15 protein-coding genes are annotated in these 13,897 nt (G+C 70.2%); 5 read left to right on the top strand and 10 right to left on the bottom strand.

What is annotated here, in order from left to right; all coding sequences use genetic code 11:
* Position 1: 1 nt before the first annotated feature.
* From OG371_RS32155 to OG371_RS32140, 4 genes are all read right to left on the bottom strand, one after another.
* Positions 2–1,591, bottom strand: a complete 1,590-nt coding sequence (locus tag OG371_RS32155; protein ID WP_329059240.1) for a WXG100 family type VII secretion target — start codon at positions 1,589–1,591, stop codon at positions 2–4.
* Positions 1,588–1,920, bottom strand: coding sequence for a hypothetical protein (locus OG371_RS32150; RefSeq protein ID WP_329059237.1), 333 nt, complete (start codon positions 1,918–1,920; stop codon positions 1,588–1,590). Before OG371_RS32150 ends, OG371_RS32155 begins: the two co-directional genes overlap by 4 nt.
* 13 nt (positions 1,921–1,933) lie before the next feature.
* The gene (locus OG371_RS32145; protein ID WP_329059235.1) at positions 1,934–2,476 is read right to left on the bottom strand and encodes a YbaB/EbfC family nucleoid-associated protein; all 543 of its coding nucleotides are present in this window, start codon (positions 2,474–2,476) and stop codon (positions 1,934–1,936) included.
* A 181-nt stretch (positions 2,477–2,657) separates the two neighbouring features.
* The gene (locus OG371_RS32140; RefSeq protein ID WP_329059233.1) at positions 2,658–3,407 is read right to left on the bottom strand and encodes a hypothetical protein; all 750 of its coding nucleotides are present in this window, start codon (positions 3,405–3,407) and stop codon (positions 2,658–2,660) included.
* An 82-nt stretch (positions 3,408–3,489) separates the two neighbouring features.
* Between OG371_RS32140 and OG371_RS32135 the strand changes: the two genes are divergently transcribed.
* Together OG371_RS32135 and OG371_RS32130 are read left to right on the top strand one after the other, a co-directional pair.
* A complete protein-coding gene (locus OG371_RS32135) occupies positions 3,490–4,125 on the top strand; it encodes a TetR/AcrR family transcriptional regulator (RefSeq protein WP_329059232.1) in 636 nt (211 codons plus the stop codon).
* The gene (locus tag OG371_RS32130; RefSeq protein ID WP_329059231.1) at positions 4,122–4,829 is read left to right on the top strand and encodes a hypothetical protein; all 708 of its coding nucleotides are present in this window, start codon (positions 4,122–4,124) and stop codon (positions 4,827–4,829) included. Before OG371_RS32135 ends, OG371_RS32130 begins: the two co-directional genes overlap by 4 nt.
* A gap of 632 nt (positions 4,830–5,461) precedes the next feature.
* Here the strand turns inward: OG371_RS32130 and OG371_RS32125 are convergent.
* A complete protein-coding gene (locus tag OG371_RS32125; protein ID WP_329059230.1) occupies positions 5,462–5,644 on the bottom strand; it encodes a hypothetical protein in 183 nt (60 codons plus the stop codon).
* A 162-nt stretch (positions 5,645–5,806) separates the two neighbouring features.
* Between OG371_RS32125 and OG371_RS32120 the strand changes: the two genes are divergently transcribed.
* Both OG371_RS32120 and OG371_RS32115 read left to right on the top strand, forming a co-directional pair.
* On the top strand, positions 5,807–6,205 hold the full coding sequence (locus OG371_RS32120; RefSeq protein WP_329059229.1) for a VOC family protein: 399 nt from the start codon (positions 5,807–5,809) through the stop codon (positions 6,203–6,205).
* Positions 6,206–6,224: 19 nt separating this feature from the next.
* Positions 6,225–6,872: a CBS domain-containing protein gene (locus OG371_RS32115; RefSeq protein ID WP_329059228.1), complete on the top strand. Its 648-nt coding sequence runs from the start codon at positions 6,225–6,227 to the stop codon at positions 6,870–6,872.
* 11 nt (positions 6,873–6,883) lie between these two features.
* Here the strand turns inward: OG371_RS32115 and OG371_RS32110 are convergent, their stop codons facing one another.
* The 5 genes from OG371_RS32110 to hxlA form a co-directional block, all read right to left on the bottom strand.
* Positions 6,884–8,263, bottom strand: coding sequence for an ATP-dependent 6-phosphofructokinase (locus OG371_RS32110; protein WP_329059227.1), 1,380 nt, complete (start codon positions 8,261–8,263; stop codon positions 6,884–6,886).
* 31 nt (positions 8,264–8,294) lie between these two features.
* Entirely contained in the window at positions 8,295–9,263 is a 969-nt protein-coding gene (glpX, locus tag OG371_RS32105; RefSeq protein ID WP_329059226.1) for a class II fructose-bisphosphatase, read from the bottom strand.
* 52 nt (positions 9,264–9,315) lie between these two features.
* On the bottom strand, positions 9,316–9,903 hold the full coding sequence (gene hxlB / locus OG371_RS32100; protein ID WP_329059225.1) for a 6-phospho-3-hexuloisomerase: 588 nt from the start codon (positions 9,901–9,903) through the stop codon (positions 9,316–9,318).
* A gap of 302 nt (positions 9,904–10,205) precedes the next feature.
* Entirely contained in the window at positions 10,206–12,308 is a 2,103-nt protein-coding gene (tkt, locus tag OG371_RS32095) for a transketolase (RefSeq protein ID WP_329059224.1), read from the bottom strand.
* A gap of 110 nt (positions 12,309–12,418) precedes the next feature.
* Positions 12,419–13,045 (bottom strand): 3-hexulose-6-phosphate synthase, encoded by a 627-nt coding sequence (gene hxlA, locus OG371_RS32090; RefSeq protein WP_329059223.1) that lies wholly within the window; start codon positions 13,043–13,045, stop codon positions 12,419–12,421.
* Between the two features lie 167 nt (positions 13,046–13,212).
* Between hxlA and rpe the strand changes: the two genes are divergently transcribed.
* Positions 13,213–13,893, top strand: a complete 681-nt coding sequence (gene rpe / locus OG371_RS32085; protein ID WP_329073332.1) for a ribulose-phosphate 3-epimerase — start codon at positions 13,213–13,215, stop codon at positions 13,891–13,893.
* The last annotated feature ends 4 nt before the right edge of the window (positions 13,894–13,897 follow it).

Raw genomic sequence — 13,897 nt, 5'->3', positions numbered from 1 at the left:
GTCAGGCCTTCTGCTGGCCGGAGTCGGCCGGGGCGGGATCGGACCCGGCCGGGTCCGGGTGCTGCTCGCGCCACTGCTTGTCCGAATCCGCCCAGGCGGCGTCGGCCTGCATCTGGATGTCGGTGAGCGCCTTGTCGATGTTCACGAAGTCCTTGCCGACCCAGCCGGCGAAGTTCTTGCTGCTCTTAGCGTCCGACAGGCCCTTGAGCACCGGGTAGTACGGCTGGAGCTTCGGGTTGGTCTTGAACTGGTTCTCGACCCACTTGACCTTGTCCCAGCTCGCGCCCTTGAGCCAGTCCTCGTGCGCCTTCATCTTCTTGATTTCCCACGGCTTGAGCGGCGACTGCGGCTCCGGGGGCTTCGCCGGCGGGGTGTCGGTGTGGTCCCCGGAGGTGTTCGTGCTCTCGTCGTGCGGGTTCGGCGTCTCGTCATGCGGGGTCGGCGTCTCGTCGTGGGGCGTCGGCGTCTCGTCATGCGGACTCGGCGTGTCATCGTGCGGGGTCGGGGTGTCGTCGTGGGTGCTCGAAGTGTCGTCGTGGGGGTTCGGCGCGTCTTCGTGCGGCGGGTTGTGCTGGCCCTGCGGTGGGCCGTTGAAGTGGTTGTCCGCGTTGACCCAGTCGTTCAGCACCTCGTCGTCGTTGTGCGGGGTGCCCGGCGGGGTCTCCTCGTGCGGGGTCGGCGACGGAGTCTCGTCGTGTGGGGTCGGCGGCGGAGTGCCCTCCGGCGTGTCGTTGTGCGGAGTCGGCGAGCCCGGCGGGGTTTCGGTGTGCGGCGTGCCGGTGCCGCCCGTGTGCGGCGTGATCGAGGTCAGCTCGTGCCCCGCCCCGCTGGTCTTCGGGACCGGCTTGATCGACGCGGAGAGCTTCACCAGCCGCGCGACGGTCCGCTCCCCCAGGCCCATCAGCCTGGCCAGCTTCGCGGCGAACGACACCGCCTGCGCCGCGGCCAGCGCGACGCTCGTGCCGACCGCCGCGACCAGTGACGCGCCGAAGGTGAACGCGGCCATCGCCAGCCCGACCAGCACCGTGGCGATGATGTCGCCCAGCACCGTGGTGATCAGGTCGCGCAGCAGCGAGCGCACCGCGGTGACCAGCGCCATCGTGGTCTCGACCACGTAGCCGGCGATGTCGACGGAGTGGCCCGAGTCGTCGATCTGCCCGCGCCGGGTTTCGACCTCTTTCTTGAAGGCCTCGTACCCGTCGCCCTTCCAGTTGGTGACCTGGGCGGCGAGCGTCGCGTCCATGTCCTTGGCGGCGTTGCGGAGCGTCTCGCCGATCTTGTGCAGCTCGTCGGCCAGCTTCTTGATCTCCGCCGGGTCGCCGGCCACCTGGTCCAGCGGCTCCTTGAGGAAGGAGATGTGCTCGATCAGCCAGCCGAGGCCGGCCGACACCAGCTTCGCCAGCGGGTCCAGCAGCAGCGCGGCGGTGTCGGCGATCGCGCCGATCACCGTCACGCCGATCTCGACGCCGATCGCCGCGGCGTCGGCCCCGTGGGCGGTCTTGATCTCGGTGATCGCCGAGGCCACGCTGTGCCAGCTGTCGATCGCGCCGGCCCCGGTCGTCGAGTTCGAGGACGTGATGGGGACTGTCATTGTTTCAGTTCCGCCTTGAAGGTCCCGAGCCCTTTCGAAGCGGCCTCGTCCTGGTTGGTGTAGGCCTCCGCGGCCTTTTTCGTGGCGTCCGCCGTCGCGTTGACGTCGTCCGAGATCTTGTCCAGGTTGCCCGCCACGACGCCCATCGCGATCCGCGCCGGGACGGCGAGGATCTGCGCGAGGAGGATGCCGAACGCCTGGTTGTCGAAGCCGTTCGCGCCGTGCACGCCGCTGGCGGCCTCCTTCACCGCGGGCGCGGTGGTGCCGGTGAGGTAGCCGCTGAATTTGTGCAGCTCGTCCGGGATGACCGTGAAACCGTTGCCTGCCACCGGTTCTGCCTTTCTACCAAGGATTGTTGTCGAGGTCGTCCTCGACCGGGGCCGACCGGGGCGGGCGGCGCGGCGAAGGCGACGGCGGGTTCTCCTGCGGACGGGGCGGCGCAGCCGGTGGCGGCGGATGCTGCTGGTGCGGCGGCGGAGGCGGAGGCGCGGCCGCGGGCGGCGCCGGCTCGTCCTCCTCATCGTCCGGCTGCGGCAGGAACTCCTGCAGGATCGATATCGCCTCGGAGCCCTCACCGCCGACCAGTCCGCCGAACGCGCCGTAGACCTCGGCCGAAACCTGCTTCTGCGCGGTGGCGATCAGCTGCATCACGGTCGCGGAGAGCGCCTCCGGCGGCCGGTGATAAGCCTTGGCACCGAAGGTGATCTCCTGCAGGACCCCGGCCGCGCCGACGGTCACGGACACGGCGCCGTCCGGCGTCCGCGCGGTCCCGGCGGCGGTGCGCAGCCGCTCGGTCATCTCCTCGGCCTTGGCTTTGATGTCCTCGACCTCGGCGGTGTACGAGGCCAGCGGGTCACCATCCCCGCCTTGTGCGAATTGTGTCACTTCGTCCTCTACGAGCCGGCCGGTCAGGAACACCGGCAAGTCGACCAGCACCGCCTGAACCCCAGACGACGCCGGAGGGGACGGAAGTTGAACTCACCCGGTAACTGCCCTGGTTGCTCCGCGCTTCTGCCCGAACCGCCTGGTTCTTTCCCGGCCACCGCAAGGCAAACGGACTCCGGGATCAGACCCCGGCGCGCGGCTTCCGGACGATCGCGGCGACCGAGCCGACCGTGCGGCGCGGGGCCCGCGTGAGGTCGCGCTCCGGGTCGAGCAGCCGGCGTCCCACGAGCCAGACCACGCCGCCGAGCACGAAACCGTACGCCGCCACCAGACCGTGCCCGTTCTCCTGGGCGAACCACAGCACCAGGCCGAACACCGGGACGCTCGCCCCGAGCAGCCGCTCCTTCACCACGCGGCTGCGCAGCAGCAGGGCCGCGGCCAGCGTCGCGCCGAGGAAGTAGGTCGCGCCGGAGCTGCCGGCGAAGTTGCGCGGGTCGGTGCTGCCGCCGGTCGCGCCGAACAGCGTGTCGACGAGCTGCGGCAGGAAAATGCCCCCGGCGAACAGCGCCAGCATCAGCGGGCCGCTCCAGAACCACTCGGCCAGCGCGGCGATGACGGCGAGCGTCAGCAGGTTGTAGGCGTCCCCGACCGGGCCGCCGTTCTGCATGAACACCGAGGTGACGATCCGCCACCAGCCGGATTTGGCCGGGTCGGCGTCGAAGAGGTCCATCGCCCCGCTCCAGCACACCTGCGTGACGAGCCCGGCCACCGCCACCGAAGTCAGCCCGGCGGCGAACCACGGGATGCGCCGCTTCATAATCGTTTCGACCCCGACCACCGTCCGGGCGCTCAGGAAAACCAGCACCATCAGTGCCGCCGTGGTCAGGTTGAACAGCACCGCGTCCATGCGTGAGCCCCCAGTTTCGAACACCGTTTGAATCTGCTGGGGATGACCGTAACAGCTGCCGCGGCCAGTTTCAAACAGTGTTTGAAAGATGCGCTACGCTGGGGTTGTGAAGCTGACCACAGACCGGATCATCGACGCGGGCATGACCGCGTTCGCCGAGGTGGGCTACCAGGCGCTGTCCATGCGGCAGGTGGCCGAGCGGCTCGACGTGCACGCCGGGAGCCTCTACTACCACGTGCGGAACAAGGGCGCCCTGCTCCAGCTGATGGCCGACCGCGTCGCCCGGCAGGCCTACGACGACGGAACCGCCGCCCTGGCCGCCCTACCCGAGGACGCGGACTGGCCGGCGCGCGTCGAAGCGCAGGCCTCGACGTTGCGCGAAAGCATCAAACGCCACCCCGGCGGCGCGATCCTGCTCGCCGACAGCCCGAAAGTCCTCAGCTCCGGCGCCTTGTCGGTAATGGAACGCCTCCTGCAAACCCTGGCCGACGCCGGAGTCCCCGACCCGCACCGCATCATCGGCGCGGACGCGTTGCTCAGCTACGTCACCGGTTTTGTGCTGCAGGAGCAGAGCGAATCGGACACTCCCGACATCGACGCGGCCACGTTCGCGGATCTTGGCGAACGCTTCCCACTGACCATCGCGAGCGCTTCGCAACACGGGCCGGACGAGACGTTCGCGCAGAGCATCCGGCTGCTCTGCGCGGGCATCGACGGTCTTCGGGCTGGTGGCCAGGAATGACCGGCGAAGGGGAGCTCCACCCGGCGCCAGGGCTGGCCACCTCGGTGGAGATCCACCGCGGCCAAGCGGTCTACGAGGTTCGCACCGACGACCCGCTTTACCGGGAACGGTTGCTGCACATGGGTTTCACCCCCGCCGCCGGCGGGTTCGCCCGCCGCCTCTCGGCGACCGGGAACGTCCGGCGCACGCACGCCAACTTCGCCCGCCATCTGCAGGAGATGCTGTTGCAGAGCGCCCGGCGGAGCCCCGTGCGGTGGCGCGAGGCGCTGGAGGTCTTCCTGGCGCGGACCGAAGGCAGCCGTTTGCGCTGGTTTCTCTACGGCTCCGGCGCCTTGGCCGTGCGCGGGATCGAGGTCGGGCCGGGCGATCTGGACTTCTGGGTGGACGACGCCCAGCTCGCCGGAGCCCTCCTCGAGGATCTCCTGGTCGAGCCGGTCACCGCGATGACCGGCTGGATCGCCGACAGCGGCGGCCGGGCGTTCGCCGGCTGCCTGCTCAAATGGATCGCCGGGGTGCATGCCGACGTCGATGAGCCCGAGCCGCATGAGCAGGGACCGGCCGCCGCCGCCCGGCTCGAGCACGTGCGCTGGCGCGGCCACGACGTGCCGGTCGCTCCCCTGGATCTGCAACTCGCCGTGAACCGGCGACGCGGTCTCACCGGCCGCGTCCGGGAAATCCAGGCCTACCAGCGGCAGAACGGCTGAGTTGCCGGGCGTGCCGAATCGACGACGAGCACGCGGGACGCGCCGGTGGCGCACCTGATCACCCTTTCCTGCCGCCAGTTCACCGCGGCCGTGGCAGGCAGCCGGACCCCGCAGGCGCGGATCCGGTTGCCGCTCAACGCTTATCGCGAGTGGGCGCTGCGCCACCGGCGGCCGCCGCTCGTCCCCAGGACGCGCACGGTCTGTCCGGAGTGGACCTTCGCACTGCCGCCGGGCGGTGCTGCCACGGCGACGTGGAAGTCCCCGCCGTCTCTCGCGATTACCGTCCCGGGCCCGGCGGCGATGCGGTTGACTGTCCGGAATGTCGAACCCGGACACCCCTGCCCCGCAACCGTCGTTCCCGCAGCCCCAGGCCATGCCTGACAGACCCCGGAGCGGCCACGGCCTGCTGATCGCCGCGGTCCTGTTCGCCGGTTTCGGCGGCGGCCTGCTGGCGTGGCACCCCTGGGGCAAGCCGCCGGTGCCGGCGCCGCCCCCAGGACCCGCGGCACATCACCATCCAGAGGGTCGGCGACCAGAGCGATCCGACCGACTCCGAGTCGAGCCGGGCCGTCTACTGCATGACCAACGACACCGGCGGCCTGTCCTGCGACACCGGACGCTCAAGCCGACGATCAGGGAAGGCCGGTGTAGGTCTCGCGGGCGAGGTAGCGCTCGAGGCAGCGGATGATCTCGCGTTTGCCGAGTCCTTCGCCGGTCGAGGGACGGCCTCGCTCCAGCTTCGGCGACAGCGCAACCTCGGCCGCGAACCTCCTGGCGGCCTTCGGGTCGCTCGCGGACCTGGCCGCCGCTCGCATCGGGTCAGGACTTCGTGCTCCGCTCGTTCAGCCCCGGCCCCCGTTCGTCCCGTCCGCGCCGCCGCCCGTTCGATCGGACGGGCTCCGGCGGTACGGCGGCTGGTAAGAACACCGGTATGCCCACACGCCGGGCGGGCATACCGGCCGCACGAAGGGGTGCACATGGGTTTCCCAGGTTTGCAGCACGTCGCGATCACCGTGTCCGATCTTCCGCGCAGCATCGAGTGGTACACGAAGCTGTTCGGCGCTGGGCCCGTCCTGGACGAGGACGAAGAAGGCGGCGAGTTCCACCACACGGTCTTCGAGCTCGGCGGCGGCATGCTCTTCGGGCTGCACACCCACCTCGGCAAGGAAACCCGGGACCGGGCGGACGAACGCCGCACCGGGCTGGACCACGTCGGGTTCGCGGTCGGGTCGCAGGCCGAGCTGGCGGAGTGGGCCGGCCGGCTGGACGAGCTCGGCATCCGGCACGGCGGGGTCAAGAAAGCGCACTACGGCAGCGGCGTTTCCTTCCGCGACCCGGACAACATCCCGCTCGAGTTCTTCGCCGGCCCGGAATGACCACACCCCGAGGAAAGCCATGTGCGATCAGCGAGTAGCGGACGTGATGGCGCGCCAGGTCGTCACGGCTGGACGCGAGACGTCGTTCCGGGAACTGGTCACGGCTCTGCTGGAACACGGGGCGCCGGCGGTGCCGGTCATCGATCCGGCCGGTCGGCCGATCGGGCTCGTCACCGCGGCCGACGTGGCGGCGAAGCACGAGTTCCACGGCGGCGCGGACCGGCTGCCCACCCTCGGCGGGCCGCGGCGCCGGAGCCGGTGGCGGAAGGCAGGCGCGAGCACCGCCGCCGAGCTGATGACCGCGCCCGCGCCCACCATCGCCGCCGGCGCGCCCCTGCACGCGGCGCTCCGGCGGCTCGCCGACGCCAGATCGGCCCAGCTCTGCGTGGTGGACCAGAACACCCGGCTGATCGGGCTGATTTCCCACCGTGACGTCCTGTCCGCGTTCCTGCGGCCGGACGCCGAGATCCGGGCCGAGGCCGAAACCGGTGCACCGGCGGACATCGACGTGCAGGTCGCCCAGGGCATCGTCACGCTTACCGGCGCCGTCGGGCTGAGAAGCGTGGCAGAGCAAGCAGTTCAGGCGGCACAGCGCGTGCGCGGGGTCGTCGCCGTCCGCGATGAGCTCGACTTCCGCTTCGACGACGTCACCGCGCACGGAATGTGACGCGGCGGGGCTCAGCAGAAGCCCGTGCTCACCTTCTCCCGGTCCGGCCCGGTACCGAACGCGGCCGGCTGGCAGGTGGTTTCCAGCACCGACATCCACAGGTCGCCGTGGGGGTCGACCTGGTTGCGGCGGCTGGTCATCAGGGACAGCGGGACGTGCACGAAGCGCCGCCGCCAGCGTGCGACCGCCGCCGCGGTGCGGCCCGCCATGGCGGCGTGCACCGCGGCGTGCGCCAGCCGCAGGCAGTAGACGCTGTCGTAGGCGTTGGCCGCGATGCTCCGGATCGCGTAGCTCGGGTCGATGTACCGCATCGTGGGGGCGAGGCCGGCCGCGGTCAGGTGCGCGGCGATGCGCTCTTTGACCAGCTCCCCCACGTTGCCGAGCTTGACGTTGCCCGACGCGTCCGTGCCGCGCCCGTTCCGGTGCGGGCCGGGCTGGTCGAGCAGATCCTGCCCGGCCCCTTCGGCGAGGACGATCACCACGTAACCCTTGGCGCGCACGCGCTGCTCGACGTGGGCGAGCAGGCCGTCCGGTCCCTCGAACGCGAAGGGGATCTCCGGGATCAACACGATGTCCGCGCCGTTCGCGGCCAGTGCGGCATAGCTGGCGATGAACCCGGAGTGCCGGCCCATCAGCTTCACGATCCCGACGCCGTCCGGGCTCGACGCGGCTTCCACCGAGACCGACGAGATGAAGTCGGTCGCCCGGGCGAACGCGCTCTGGAACCCGAACGACTGGTCGGTGAAGGGCAGGTCGTTGTCGATCGTCTTCGGCACCCCGATCACCGCGATGTCGAGGCCCCGCGCCCGGATCGCGTCGCTGAGGTACGTCGCGGCGCGCATCCCGCCGTCGCCGCCGATGACGAACATGATGTCGACGCCCCGCGCGACGAGGCTGTCGACCATCTCGCCGGCGTCCTGGCCGCCGCGCGAGCTGCCCAGGATGGTGCCGCCGTCCTTGTGGATGTCGCGAACGCGCGCGGGCGTCAGTTCGACGGTGTCGTGCCGGTGCTCGGCGGTCAGCCCCTGCAGGCCGTTCCGGAAGCCCAGGATCCGCTTGACCCGGTAGTGCACCGCGAGTTCCTGGACGAGACCGCGGATCACGTTGTTCAGCCCCGGGCACAGCCCGCCGCAGGTGACGATCCCGGCGGTGACACCGGCCGGGTCGAAGTAGATCTTCCGGCGCGGGCCCGCGCCTTCGAAGCTCGGAACGCGGGCGGGCGGGAGGCGGTGCTCGGCGAGCATGGACACGGTGTCCTCGAGCAGGACCCGGTCGCCTTCCGCGACGTAGTGCGGAGAGGTCTGTTTGGTGGACAGCATCTCGGCGAGCGGCGAATCGTAACGACACTCGCCGAGATGACGGACGCGGAGGTCGTCCAGATGCAGCGTCACCGAATCTCCCTGGTCGTGCGCACGTCGGCCGTCACTCGAAGGTCGTGTGCGTGAGGTAGCGGATCTCGCCCCTGGAGATCAGGAGCGATGCGCAGGTGGTCGTGCCGTCGCAAGTGCGGGGGCGATCGAGGAGCGTTCCCCCGGTGACCCCAGTGGCCACGAAGAACGCGTCGCCGGAAGCGAGTTCGGAACATTCGTAGACCCGGTCGGTCGACATGCCCGCCGCGCGGATCGCGTCCGCCTCCTCGTCCCGTTGCGGGGCGAGGCGGCCCAGCATCCCGCCGCCCAGCGCACGGACCGCGGCCGCGGTCAGCACGCCTTCCGGGGTGCCGCCGACGCCGAGGAGCAGGTCGACGTCGAGCGTCGGCAAGAGCACCGCCAGGCTTCCGCCGACATCGCCGCCCGCCGGGGTCTGCACCGCCGCGCCGGCCCGCAGCACCCGGGCGATCAGGTCCTGGTGCCGCGGCTTGTCCATGATCATCACGCGCAGGTCGCCGACCTTCTTGCCGAGCGCGGCGGCGACGTTCGCCAGCGTGCGCTCAGGCGGGTCGTCGAGGTCGACGACGTCCTTCGCCCGCGGGGGCACCACGATCTTGTCCATGTAGAACCCGGGTCCCGGCGACCAGAGCGTGCCCGGCTCGCCGAACGCGATCGTCGCCAGGGAACCCGGCAGATCCTTGGCGCAGAAGGACGTTCCTTCCAGTGGGTCGACGGCGATGTCGAAGTCCGGGCCGTCGCCGGTGCCGACGACTTCGCCGTTGAACAGCATCGGGGCGTCGTCCTTCTCGCCCTCCCCGATGACCACGGTCCCCCGGCCGGGCGCCGCCGCCAGCGCCTCGCGCATCGCCTTGGTCGCAGCCGCGTCGGCGGCTTTCTGGTCGTACCGGCCGACCCAGGAGTAGCTGGCCACGGCGGCGCTGCGGGTGGCGGCCAGCGCCGCCGCCTCCAGTGCGTGGATATCGACGCCCGCGCGCGGCGCGACCTCACTCCGATACTGCATGTCCGGCTCCAATTCTTTTCTGTAGCACCAGGAATGAGAGAGCGCGCGGCGGCTATTCGAGATTCGCGTGGAGCCGCCACAGTTCGCGGGCCTGGGTGCCGCTGGTCTGCCACAGCGCGTGGAACAGCGAGTCCGTGATCAGCAGAACGGACTGCTCGAACAGGCTGCCGGCGTACTGGACGGAGGCCTTGCCGTCGAAGTCCTGCTTGTCCGCGGCCGGGATGAGGAGCACCTCGGTGGCGATCTTGCCCAGCGCCGAGTCGGGCGCGGTGGTCAACGCGATCACGTTCGCGCCCTGGTCGCGAGCGGTCTGCGCGGCCCGCACCACCCGCGCGGTCGAGCCGGAGCCCGATGCCGCCACCAGCACGTCGCGCTCGCCGATGGCCGGGGCCGTCACCTCGCCGACGACGTGGGTGGGAAGTCCGAGGTGCATGAACCGCATCGCAGCCATCTGCAGTGCGAGCCCGCTCCGTCCGGTGCCGATGGTGAACACCGCCGGCGCCTCGAGCAGCATCGCGCCGGCCCGGATCCAGGACTCGGTCTGCACCGCCGCGCTCACCCGGTCCACCTCCCCGACCACGGCACGGGTCGCGCCGGCGAAAAGGCTGTCGTCGAACTCCTGGGGAATCGTCTTCGTCAACGAGATCTTCCTCCACTCGCAGGGCGGATGACCTGCCTGCGTCACCTGCGCGGCCATCGCGCGGACAAATCTGCTTAGAACACAAGGATTCGCCACCCGCGGGTGGCCAGCAAGGCTTGCGGCATCAGGAAAAGCTATCCCCTGATTGGGATGACGAATAATGCCGGGCACAAGGAAGCGGCCCCGGCGGGGTCGCCGGGGCCGCTTCGCGCAGGCGCACCGTTCAGGAGGTACTCATCAGCCCTTGTGGACGTACTCGGGCTGATGGGCCCGGACGCCTCCTGCCGCCTGCGAGGCAGGCGTCACCGCCGGACAGAGCGCACGCTCCGGCGTGCGGCTTCCACCACAGCTTCGGCGGTGATGCCGAATCGGCTGTACAGGGTCTTGAAGTCCGCCGAAGCGCCGAAGTGCTCCAGCGACACGACCTCGCCGGCGTCGCCGACGAACCGGTGCCACGGCTGCGCGATACCCGCTTCGACGGCCACCCGCGCGCGTACCGCCGGGGGCAGCACTTCTTCCCAGTAGGCCCGGTCCTGCCGGTCGAACCACTCCACACACGGCATGGACACGACCCGGGTGCCGATCCCTTCCGCCTCAAGGACTTCCCTGGCCGCCACCGCCAGCTGGACCTCGGATCCGGTGCCGATGAGGACCACCTCGGGCGTGGCTGTCGACGCCTCCGCGAGCACATATCCGCCGCGCGCCACGCCCTCGGCCGAGGTGCCCGCGAGCGTCGGCACGTTCTGCCGGGTCAACGCCAGCCCGGTCGGGCCGCCGGTGTCCTCCAGTGCGGCTTTCCAGGCGTACGCGGTCTCGTTCGCGTCCGCCGGGCGGGCCACCGACATTCCGGGAATCGCGCGCAGCGAGGCCAGGTGCTCGACGGGCTGGTGCGTCGGGCCGTCCTCGCCGAGGCCGATCGAGTCATGTGTCCACACGTAGATGACCGGCAGCTCCATCAGCGCGGCCAGGCGCACCGCCGGGCGCATGTAGTCGCTGAAGATGAGGAAGGTGCCGCCGTACGGACGGGTTCCGCCGTGCAGCGCGATACCGTTGAGGATCGAGCCCATCGCGTGCTCGCGGATGCCGAAGTGCAGCGTGCGGCCGTAGGGCTGGGCGGTCCAGGCGTCCGTGGAGATTTCGGCCGGGCCAAAGGAATCCGCGCCCTTGATCGTGGTGTTGTTGCTCTCCGCCAGGTCCGCCGAGCCACCCCAGAGCTCGGGCAGCACCTCGCCCAGCTTGGCGAGCACCGCGGCCGATGCCTTGCGGGTGGCGACGCCCTTCTCGTCGGCCTCCCACACCGGCAGATCGTCGGCCCAGCCGGCCGGCAGCTCGCGCCGGCCGAGCCGGTCCAGCAGCACCTTGCGCTCCGGGTTGTCCCGCGCCCAGGCATCGAATTCGAGCTGCCACTTCTCGTGGTCGGCCCGGCCCCGCGCGGCCGCCTCGCGAGCATGCCGCAAAACCTCGTCCTCGACCTGGAAACGCCGCTCCGGGTCGAAGCCGAGGGCCCGCTTGACCGCGCCGAGCTCGTCCGGGCCGAGCGCGGCGCCGTGCACGCCGCCGGTGTTCATCTTCGTCGGCGCGGGGTAGCCGATCACCGTGCGCAGCACGATCAGGGTGGGGCGGGCGGTCTCGGCCCTGGCCTGCTCGATCGCGGCGAGGAAGCCGGCCACGTCCTCGCCGCCGTGCACGGTGAGAACGTGCCAGCCATAGGCTTCGTAGCGCTTCGCGGTGTCCTCCGACAGCGCGATGCGGGTGTCGTCCTCGATGGAGATCTCGTTGCTGTCGTAGATCACCGTGAGGTTGCCCAGCTGCTGGGTCCCGGCCAGCGACGAAGCCTCGGAGGTGACGCCCTCCTCGATGTCGCCGTCCGAAGCGATCACGTAGACCCGGTGGTCGAACACGCTCGTGCCCGGCTCGGCGTCCGGGTCGAACAGGCCGCGCTCGCGCCGCGCCGCCATCGCCATGCCGACCGCGCTCGCCAGCCCCTGGCCGAGCGGGCCGGTGGTGATCTCCACGCCCGCGGTGTGCCCGTGCTCGGGGTGGCCCGGGGTCAGCGAACCCCACTTGCGCAAGACTTTCAGGTCGTCCAGCTCCAGGCCGTAGCCGGACAGGAACAGCTGGATGTACAGGGTGAGGCTCGAATGCCCGGCCGACAGCACGAAGCGGTCCCGGCCGATCCACTCCGGATCGCTCGGGTCGTGCCGCAGAACCCGTTGGAACAACGCGTAAGCGACCGGCGCGAGACTCATGGCCGTGCCCGGGTGCCCGCTCCCGCACTCCTCGACCGCGTCCGCGGCCAGCACGCGGACGGTGTCCACCGCGCGCTCGTCCAGCCTGGTCCAGTCTTCCGGGAGCCGCTTGGTGGTCAAGCGGGTTACCTCGTCAGGGGATTCGTTTGCAACCATGGACGCGTACTCCTGATGATTTCAGTTTCTTTCGTGAATTCCTGAAAAGGCGAGCCGGTGGTCTCCGCCGCGCGCCGAGCCGGACCCGGCGCGCGGCGGGGTGCTTGTGGTCAGGCGGCGAGTTTCCTGAGTTCCCTGGCGGCGGCGGCGGGGTCGGGGGCGTTGTAGATACCGCCACCGACCACCGCGACCGTCGCGCCCGCATCCCGCACCGCGCCGATCGTCGCGGCCTTCACCCCACCCGCGATCGAGAACGCCACCCCCGCCTCCCGCCCATCCGCCAGCAAAGTGTCAATGCTGTACCCCGGACGAGCCTGCTCATCCAGACCCGCATGAATCTCCACGAACGACACCCCCAGCTTCGCCACCTCCCGGATCCGCGCCACCCGACCCTCGGTCACCGCGATCATGTCCGCGACCACCTCCTTGCCGTACTTACGCCCCGCCGCCACCGCACCCCGCACCGTGTCGTCATCAGCCACCCCCATCACCGTCACCAAATCCGCCCCCGCCTCAAACGCCAACCCCGCCTCCAACTCACCCGCATCCGCCGTCTTCAAATCCACAAACACCAACTTGTCCGGATGCGCCGCCTTCACCGCCGACACCGCACCCATCCCCGCCGCCTTCACCAACGGCGTCCCCAACTCCAAAATATCCACAAACTCCGCCACCTCACGCGCCAACCCCAACGCCGAACCCAAATCCACCACATCCAACGCCACCTGCAACCGCATCACAAAACTCCTTCGCGAATCGCCGACAAAACCCGGTCCACCATCGCCTCCCCGGCCCGCGCGCGGCAACACTTCGCCACATGCGCAAACACAATCCCCCGATACGCACAACGAATACCCGGTCCTCGCCGCGCCGAATTACGATCGGTCCCGTGTCGAATAATTCGTTGATCGCCCCGTCCATCCTCTCCGCCGACTTCGCCCGGCTGGCCGACGAAGTGGCGGCCGTGGAAGGACCGCCGGGCCGGGGAGCGGATTGGCTGCACGTGGACGTCATGGACGCGCATTTCGTGCCGAATCTGACCCTGGGCCTTCCGGTGGTGCGGTCGCTGCTGGCGACCACGCACATCCCGCTCGACTGCCACCTGATGATCGAGGACCCGGACCGCTGGGCGATCGGCTACGCGGAAGCGGGTTCCTACAACGTCACGGTGCACGTCGAGGCCGCGAACGATCCGGTCATGCTCGCGAAGAACCTGCACGCCGCGGGCGCGAAGGCCGGACTGGCGATCAAGCCGAACACGTCGCTGGATCCGTACGTCGACGTGCTCAAGCACTACGACACGTTGCTGGTGATGTCGGTGGAACCCGGTTTCGGCGGCCAGACGTTCATCGCCGAAGTACTGGACAAGGTGCGCGCGGCCCGGCGGCTGGTCGACACCGGCCATCTGAACCTGGTGGTGGAGATCGACGGTGGCATCAACGCCGAAACGATCGAACAGGCAGCCGAGGCCGGCGTCGACTGTTTCGTGGCCGGCTCGGCCGTCTACGCGGCCGAAGACCCGGCCCGTGCCGTGGAAGGGCTGCGCCGGCAGGTGGAAGCCCTGTCCGCGCACCAGGAACGCTGACCGC

Source organism: Amycolatopsis sp. NBC_01480, from assembly GCF_036227205.1.
Classification (GTDB): Bacteria; Actinomycetota; Actinomycetes; order Mycobacteriales; family Pseudonocardiaceae; genus Amycolatopsis.
This window is presented reverse-complemented; position numbering and strand designations above follow the sequence as displayed.